Genomic DNA, 9,544 nt, shown 5'->3' with positions numbered 1-9,544 from the left:
TGATGTGATGATGTTAGATCCTTATGGAAAGTCGCTGTTTAGGCTCATTTGCAAACAATTCGTGTATTTGGGTTTTGAAATAAGGGATACAGGAGCAAAAGAAAGTATTCCAGTCTTTATTCCTGAATCTATGAAAACAAGTTACCCCGAACTCGATACCAAAAAACAACTTGCCGCCATTCAATTTAAAGGAGGCCCTTCCAGAATTTTAAAAGGTGAAATTGAAGCGGTTATTGTAAGATTTTACCTAGGGACCTGTGATTTGCTCCATATTTCAAGTGTCATTGAAAGAGCACATGATTATCGCAGTCCATTACTGTCACCCAACAAGGATTCCTATTATAATTATACGTATCCGGAAATTAATTCTGATACAATAAATCATATAGTAGAACTCTTTGAAGAATTGGAGTTCCAGTTGCTTTCCTACAATGATCACAAAAAACTAATGAACTCATTTCCACATTCAATTAGCGAACTGCCAAGATACTAAATGGAGAAGGTTAAATTATATGAGAGTATTAAATACACAAAGCAGACCCGAAGTCTGTTACAGTAATATCAGTTTGATCAAGAAGGCCTTGCTGCAGAATCCAGGGAATGTTCTTCCATACCCTGAGATTGTGCTGTATTTAAAGAAAAATTGGATGAATTTGAACTCTACTACGGAAGAAATTGAGAGAATCGTAAATTTAGCCCTATTTGCCCCCAAATCCTACTTTAAAGAGGTTGAGGAAGGTTTATGGGGCATCAAAGATGAGGTTGATCCAAGGCTCACCCATATTTTTACCTATATGGACCAACGTAAAATACCACTAAAAATCGCCGATATGAGAACTAGACTTCGAGTATACGAATCAGAGGATACACTATTTCAGCTGCTGCAAAGCGATATAAGATTTTCCCAGATTGATCATACGGCCTACTGGGTCCTATCTGAATGGGTAATCATCAATGATTTGGTATATGATTATCTATACAATATTGAGATTCTAAAAATGGATCGGGAAAAAGTCATAGACAAAGTCGTCCAAAAAAATAATCTCCCTAGAAATAAAGTGGTGTTCCTTCCCCAGTTTGACCATCGCTTTGTTTTTTCAGGCAATCTGGTAGCCATAAAAAGAATGGAAGAGGTACATACACTAGGGCAAACGGAAGAGAAAATTGAAATTCCGATAGAAATCAGTGAAGAAATCGGAAGACTAAGCTATAAAATTATCCATTATATAAGAGAAAGCAAGAAAGAAATCACCGTGAGCGAGCTCGTTTTACAATTTTTCAACGTCAATCCGGCCGACGCATCGTTTCCAATCTATCAAGCTGCCATTCATGATTTGTTACAGGTTATTCCTGAAATAACCCAAACACAGGGTGATACCTGGATTTATCATGAGAATGCTCCTGATTTCCAATTGGACAAGAAAGCCAAGGTATACTATGCCGTTAAAAATTCTGTACCGACCATTCAGAATGCAGACGCCCTAAAAACGGCTCAAAATCAGCCAGCAATGGAAAATCGTAATAAAGAAAAGCCAGAGGACAACCAAGCAAGAGCGATGGAGCATGAAGATAGGAAATACGCCTATCATACGATTTCTTACTATGACCGGATAAAGGGCTACTTTATCATTCCTAATGCTCTAATTCAATCGTCTATTTTGTTTAGGCAGAATGACCATGGAAAAGTAACGGCCCAGCATGAAGAATTCTGCTATGAATGGTTTTGGGAGAAGTCAGGGGGCAAGTTCTACTTTTATGGTGATGGTGTAATGGACTTTTTGGCGGACTTTTTAATCGAGCCTGGTCATAAATTAAGATTTGAAATAGACAAGCAAGTCATGTATTTAATGAAAGTCAGTGTGGCTGGTTTTGATGAGAGATACGCTTCCGAACAGCAAAGATATTTAGATATTGGAAGAATTGTCGAGGAAAGCCAATCGGTCAATAAATCGATTTTTAGCCTAATGTGTGAAACCTTGGCCATTCACCCTTCAGGTCTGCATTGGTCTGTATTGCAAGATAAAATAACCGAAAAACGGTCTACCACTAAAAATACCATAACGAATCTGCTCAGCAGAAATGAATGCTTCGAGCAGGTGGAAGGGAAAAAGGGGTATTGGAGACTGAATATTAGCAAACTTTCTAGATATTATACAAATGAAGAAAACCAAGAAATGTCAGAACCGGTTGAAACAGTTCCAGAAATCCCAATCGTTGAAGAAGAGAAGCCGGAAAGTTTAGGGGAAGACACTCATCACTTGGTCGATAGAGAGCCTAAACAAGAGGAAACCATACCAGAGGATCTAAGCGGACTGACACAATTAATAACGGAAGATTTAATCCTAACAATCGAAGAGAAAATCAAACAAATATCTCTAGTTGAAGGTAACTTTAAAGCAGTGGTATCAGAAATGGTCAAAGATGAATTCTTAAAAGGAAATCTACCAGCTATTGAAGAATTGTATCGACTCCTGGAGCCGCATATACAGTTTTTTAATAAAGTCAGGCCGTTTGCAGAACCGACCGAGAGTGTGGAGCCCAACCAACAAGAAACGGCGATTGATAAAAAACAATGGCTGAACACCTTGCTTCAATCTTTAAATGACTTTCATTCCAATCTGACAACGTATAAAGATTTACTTACTATCAAACAATCCGAATGTGAAAATAAATTGCATGATTTAGTGAAGGATACTTCGGTCAGTTTCTTAGACCGTAAAAATCAGATGCTCTCATTAATGGAAGAACAGGAAAAAATAAAAAATTTAGTAGATGTTTTAACCACACTTGCAAGCTAAATACAAAAATTAAGGTGATCAATGATGAATTTGCTGTCAGGAGCTGGATCGGATATACAGAAGGCCATCAATCCAGAACCCGCCATTACTCACAAAATGGAACAATTGGAAAGGGTATTGTCGGAATTAAACTGTTTTGATGAAGTGAAGGTATTGGTTGGGACCCCCTGTGCCTATTTAGTCTATAAAAAAGAGGGGGAGGATGTTTTAACCCTTTCCGTCAGTAGAACTGATTTCTCTATCAAGCTACCATTTTCTAAATGGGATGCAACCGGATTTTTTCAACTGCCATTGGAAATGGAATTTTCTATGGAAAAAACCTTCTCATGGGAACTGAGGAATTTAAGGAATGTTGACCAAGGAATCCTACAAGATACCCTAAAAAAATCCATAAAGGATGTAACTCAAGTAGACTATGTATTGAAATATATCCTTATGGTGGTAAAAGCTTTTACCTGTAAAGCATCCTTCATCTCCGAATCCGAAAATCAATTAGTAACACGCTTGATGGAGCATTTTTGGAAGGGCGAATTGAACGAAATTTCGTCGCTTTACGAAAATCGGGTGCAGCCGAAAGGGGATCGGCTTAAACAATTTATCGGAAAATGGGAAGAAAAATGGGACTTTTCGGTGCAAATAGACCCACTAAGATTAGCAGCTTCCATGGATGTAGACCGTACTGAATTACAGAATACCATTCAAATACTACAATCATATGCAAAGCAATCCTGTAATAAATATATTCACTCTGTCAAAAACCTATGGTTTGATACTGAATGGCTGCAAAATCATGAAAGTTTCCATGAAAACGTCGAAAAAATAAGGGGATCCATCCTGACTGCTAATGAGTTTATCAACGATTTGGAAAGCCTGCTAGGGGAGGAAGAAAATGAAGATACTTCCCCAATGGAAAGCCATCATCACTTGTGGGACTTATTGATTCATAAGCCCGTAACCGACGAAGTGATCCCATTTCTAGATAAAGCTGATGTACAAAAAGAAGATGAACGTATGCTCGTGATCAATACAAGTAAGCTTGAAAAACTGGCAAATGATTTAGCAAATGGAAGCTCTTCAAAAGTGGAATATCGAAATCTATTATGGGTGATCTTTCATAAAAGCCAGGGCAAGGGATTTACCGTTAGGGAGATTGTCCGTACTTTATTTATTGGCAAATATGATAATGATGCGGAGCGGAAAGATTTCGAGCTCAGATATGATGTCAAACGTTTATTTGTCCGGTCCACGTTGGAGAATATCTTCGAGACCATGATGGAGAAACTGAAAGATCAAAATATCATTAAGGAAGAGTCAACCGTTATCCAAGCAAGGCGGCAGGAAAAGATCTGTTTTAACTATAATATAGAGATATATGACCGCTTAACCCCCTTTTCCTCATAAAAGGGGTTCTTTTTTTCATAGATGTTTACTGAAAAATAAGTTAACAATATAACAAATCTGGTGGTAATCTAGTATAGAGTGAATGAGACATCTGTCATTATTAAAAATAATAGTATAATAACTTCTTTTCATGTTCTCGAAAGGAGCCATTTATGAAACCTGGACCAAAGGCAGTTTATCAATTTCTTCTCACTAAGGATGAAAAGAAAGCAAATGTGTCTGAAATTATCGAAAGTTTACCAAAATTATATTTGAATAAAGACCAGCTTCAACGCTGGGCTAAACAGCATGCTGATACGTTTATGATCGAGGGAGATCAATTATCCATCCAAAGCAATGAAAGTCCTGTAACTGTAAAAGAGAAAGAAAATGAGAAAAGGGCCTCCGGACCCAGCCATTTTGCGCCATACGTGGAGCGCCGTTCACATTTAGTAGAAGATTTACAAAAATGGTTTGTGGGGCCACTCGAAGAAGAAGAAATATTAGGGAAGCGGAAGCCTCCTATGTCTTTTTATTTGACGGGTAAACTGGCTCCTTATGGTTCAACCTTTGAAGTGGTGAATGAAGAAGAAAATGATATTCGTACAAAAGAGGTATTGAATACCGAAAATTTGGATGAAATGCTATCAAACCGGAATCCGTTCCGGCCTTCTTCCATGGGAATCAGTTTTCGAATGAAGGAACTTGTGCCCATAACCGTAGCTGCATCTTGGGGAATGTACGATGATGATGAACATAAGCGAACACAGGTCATGAAGGAAGTAACCTTCATCCCAGAAACAAGAGAATTTTCGCTACAAGAACCTGGAATTCTGAAATGCAAGGTAAGAGAGCGGGAAGGAACCTATCATATTAGTTTGTTTTTGATGAATGGATATGTGAGAGAATCCTATCCACTCCAAAGTGAAATTATGTTTCAAACCCAAATGTCGATTACCTTTCAAGCCGAAGCAGCGGCAGCTTTTTCATCGAAAGCCGATAAATGGAATCTGGAAGATGAACTGCTTTACCGACACGTGAAGGAATATGCCATTGGGCATGGTGTAGGAGTTAGTTATCAAATCGATGGTCAACTGTGCACCATTAACTCCGATTGGCTACCTTCTTATGAGCTGCCGGTGGTAGAACATCGAATCATTGAACAGTTGAATGTAAAAATGATGGATTTGGCGTCCATGAAACCTTTCGAACTGCGGGAAAACTTGATGCTGATACCTACAATCTATCAAAACTGGCTCCATCAACAACACGAGCAATTGCCTCACTTACCGGTTCACTTACAAAAGGTGGCGGAGGAAAATATCGACAATGTTGAAAATATGATTACTAGAATTATAGAAGGAATTAACACCATTACCGATTTCCGAAATCCCTTTGAGTTTCAAGCATTTCAGTTTGCCAACAAAGTAATGGCGCTTCAGCAGGCTCAGTCCGCTGTCTCCCTTCACTACCGAGATAAGAAGGAGAGAATAGAAGCCTCTTACAATGGGGAATGGCGTTTATTTCAGATTACCTTCTTTCTCATGAATTTGAATGGAATCAGCAACCGTGAACACCAAGATCGAGATTTAGTAGATTTGTTGTGGTTTCCAACAGGGGGAGGAAAAACGGAAGCTTACCTAGGCATCTCTGCTTTTCTCATTGGTTTAAGACGCTTAAGAGGCTCGGCATGGGATCCTGAAACCTATGCCGGAGTGACCGTCTTAATGCGCTATACGCTAAGGCTATTAACGACTCAGCAATTTCAAAGGGCCACAGCGATGATCTGTGCAGCGGAATCTCTTAGAAGAAAGGACCCAGAAATATGGGGAACCGAACCCTTTCGTATTGGTTTGTGGATTGGGCAATCCTCCACTCCGAACAAGTTTGAACAAGCCCAAGAAAAATTAAATGAAATTAAGCAAGGAAATGAAGTGCAGGAAGGAAATCCCATGCAGCTTGAACATTGTCCTTGGTGTGGAACGGAATTAACGGTTCATCATTACCATGTCACCCCGACTAAACAAACCATTCTTTGTCCGAACATTTATTGTGAATTTGCCAAGGATGAGGGAATTCCAGCCTTGACTATTGATGAAGCAATCTATAATTATGTTCCAACTATGGTGATTGGAACGGTTGATAAAATGGCTCAAATCGCATGGAATAAACGTCTTGGGGAATTGTTTGGAAGAAAGACACATTATAGCCCAGTGGAGGGCTTCGTCAATGATCCAAACTATCGGCAAAGCCACCGAGTGAATGGCAAGGTAGTACCTACAAGAAAAATCAATCGATTAATTCCTCCCGAGCTCATTATCCAGGATGAATTACATTTAATAAGTGGACCATTAGGTTCTTTAACAGGTCTATACGAAATCGCTGTCGATTATTTATCTCAATATAAAGGGAGAGGTCCGAAAATTATTGCCTCCACCGCCACGATTCGAGGGGCCGAAGAACAGGTAAGGCGACTATATGGGAGGAAAGTGTCTCAATTTCCTCCGCCTGTTTTGGATGCAAGAGATTCATTCTTCTCAAAAGAGGTGCCACTAACCGAAAAACCAGGCCGTCTGTATATGGGAGTTTGTGCGCCCGGCGTCAGCGGGACCATTCATACCATTCATGCCTACGCTGCCTTGCTAGCTTCTATAAGAAAGGAACAGGCTGATGCGACGGTGGACCCATATTGGACAGTATTGGGTTATTTTAATACGGTTAAAGAATTGTCGGGTACCTCTACAAAGTTAAAAGATGAAATACCCATCCGACTGAAGTTAATAAGCCAGTCCAAGTATGATTGGGATAACCTTCAAACAGAAGAAATGACCAGCCGAAAAAAAGCATCTGAAATTCCGAAACTCTTGTCATTGATGGAGCGAAGCCATAGTGAAGAGGGAGCACTTGATGTGGTATTAGCGACAAATATGATCTCCGTCGGGGTGGATGTGAATCGGCTGGGGGTCATGGTTATGCACAATCAACCAAAGACAGCAGCTGAGTACATCCAAGCTACCAGCCGGGTTGGCCGTAAATATCCGGGATTGGTCTTAACTTTGTTTAATTCTCTACGTTCTAGAGACTTATCCCACTATGAACGGTTCCTTTCCTTCCATGAAGCGATGTATCGGTATGTGGAATCCACCAGTGTCACCTCATTTGCCCAAGGCTGCCGGGACAGAGGGATGGAAGGATTAATTGTGGGGACGGTTAGACAAATTCATGAGAATCTTGGGAACGAGACGAGTGCAAAAGATTTCAAACCCGATGCTGTAACAGAAGAAATCCTTGAGTTTGTTTGTCAACGTGCAGAGGCAACCGGGGAAATTAGTAAAGAGGAAATGCGTAAGGAAATTGAAGAAATCTACGATTGGTGGTATCAACAAGCGCAGGAACAGGAGAAACTTTCCTACCGCCAAAGCCAATACCGGAAAATTCATCTAATCAAGGATTTTAAAGAAGCAACCCATTACCAAGAAGCCCGCCCAGTATTAAATTCACTTCGGAATGTGGAATCCGAAATACAAGTGATCGAGGTGAGAGACTATGAGTAAAACGATAGGGAAATTACGACCATCTCAGCTGATTCATTATCACGCCCCTGGCGCTATCGTCGAACTCATCGAGGATAGTGTCATGATTACGGCTGCAGACGATTGGAGAATCCCCTATTCCAATCGAATTCATGAAAAAAGGCTTGAAGGATATCTAGGGCTCTCCTATTTAAGGCTGATCAATGATCAAGAAGAAAAAATAAAAGTGACAGCAACCCCTTTTCCAAAATGGCGTATTTGTCCTAGCTGCGGAATGATGGACCCTTATGCCGGGAAAACGTGTTTTTATTGTGAAAAGCAACATCAAAAAGAGGTTAAATTATACCCCGCTCGTTTTGTGACAATTTGTGAGAAGGGCCATATTAGTGATTTCCCTTGGGTAGAATGGGTGCATGGAGGCCAACCATGCAGCAGTGATAAGCCTGTGTTGAAGTATGAATCAAAGGGAAATGCAGGTTCGTTATCTGATATTGTGGTCTCCTGTGTAAAATGCAAGAAACATAGGTCGCTGGGTCAAGTCATGAAAAAAGAGGAACTAAAAAAAGTATTACCTTCCTGTACAGGGGAGCGCCCATGGCTTGGCGACCGAACGGATTGTCAAGAAGACATGCAAACATCGATCCGAAGTGCCTCAAATATTTACTCTCCTACGATTGCGAGTGCCTTATCGATTCCATTGGAGGAAATGGTAGAGGACGAGCTTCAATGGAAGGTGGAATCTCTGCGGGACGGTATCACAAACTTGATAAAAAGTTTACCAAATGGGGATATAGTAAGACAGGCCATCTGCGGAATGCTATCAATTCCGCCACAACATTTTGATCGTGCGATGAGATACTACCATCGGGAAGGACAGACTTTTACCTACGATTCAATTCGAACCCAAGAGTGGGGAACCTTCCAGCGAAAAAATGTAGATGATCGTTATGAAACAGGGTTCCTGTCTAAAGAAGTATCTGTCCCGGAGGAATTGAACGCCTACTTTAGTTCGATTGTTCGCATTGACAAACTTCGTGAGCTACGTGTGCTCCAAGGGTTTACACGTTTAGATTATCCTGACCCATTTTCAGAAGAGCAGCACGAGATCTTACCCATCATGAGAAACAAACAGGATTGGTTACCGGCTATCAATGTTCATGGGGAAGGAATCTTTTTTGAGTTTGATTTCCATCAGGTCATAAAGTGGGAAGAAAATGCAGCTGTTAAAGAGGAAACGGCAAAAATCCTCAACCGATACAATCATCATCGAGAACAGCTAGGCTACCAGCCTCGTCCCCTATTGCCGAGACATATTCTGATTCATACCTTTTCCCATATGATGATCAAAGAATTTGCCTCTCATTCGGGCTATGCTACGACTTCTTTAAGGGAACGTTTATATTGCAGTGATGAAATGATGGGAGTCCTCATCTATACGGCCTCTTCTGATTCCGAGGGCAGCCTGGGAGGACTCATTGAATTAACAACACCAGAGAAATTGGTTCCTATTTTTATTAGAGCCCTTGAAAAAATGGAGTATTGTTCCTCTGACCCACACTGTGCGGATGGAGATTTCAAATTGCAGACCTCCATCAATGGGGCAGCGTGCCATTCCTGCAGCTATGTTTCTGAGACCTCTTGTGAGTGGAATAATCAATTATTAGATAGACGGATGTTAACGTCTATCATTGGCTACGAAGAGCTAGCTTATTTTCGTATGTAAGTTTCTGTTATGGTCTAATAGCAGGTTATGAAGAGTTACGGATAATTGATAAGCAAAAAGATGCCAATAAGAATATTATAAAAATGGGGGACAATCAAATTTAGGATTGT

5 protein-coding genes are annotated in these 9,544 nt (G+C 40.4%); all 5 read left to right on the top strand.

The features are described 5' to 3' along the window. Nucleotides 1-7 precede the first annotated feature (7 nt). The 5 genes from ACY8D0_RS15390 (at nt 8) to drmB (ending at nt 9,434) form a co-directional block, all read left to right on the top strand. A complete protein-coding gene (locus ACY8D0_RS15390; protein ID WP_462411411.1) occupies nt 8-493 on the top strand; it encodes a hypothetical protein in 486 nt (161 codons plus the stop codon). A gap of 19 nt (nt 494-512) precedes the next feature. After that, a complete protein-coding gene (locus ACY8D0_RS15385) occupies nt 513-2,798 on the top strand; it encodes a hypothetical protein (RefSeq protein WP_462411410.1) in 2,286 nt (761 codons plus the stop codon). Nucleotides 2,799-2,822: 24 nt separating this feature from the next. Next, nucleotides 2,823-4,199, top strand: a complete 1,377-nt coding sequence (locus ACY8D0_RS15380) for a hypothetical protein (protein WP_462411409.1) — start codon at nt 2,823-2,825, stop codon at nt 4,197-4,199. A 152-nt stretch (nt 4,200-4,351) separates the two neighbouring features. Beyond that, complete coding sequence (gene drmA / locus ACY8D0_RS15375) at nt 4,352-7,732, top strand: DISARM system helicase DrmA (RefSeq protein ID WP_462411408.1); 3,381 nt, start codon at nt 4,352-4,354, stop codon at nt 7,730-7,732. After that, the gene (gene drmB / locus ACY8D0_RS15370) at nt 7,725-9,434 is read left to right on the top strand and encodes a DrmB family protein (RefSeq protein WP_462411407.1); all 1,710 of its coding nucleotides are present in this window, start codon (nt 7,725-7,727) and stop codon (nt 9,432-9,434) included. The genes drmA and drmB overlap by 8 nt, the downstream gene beginning before the upstream one ends. Nucleotides 9,435-9,544: the final 110 nt, after the last annotated feature.

It is taken from the genome of Neobacillus camarae, from assembly GCF_054950115.1.
Note: the sequence above shows the minus strand (reverse complement) of the source record. Positions and strands in the feature narration are given on the sequence as shown.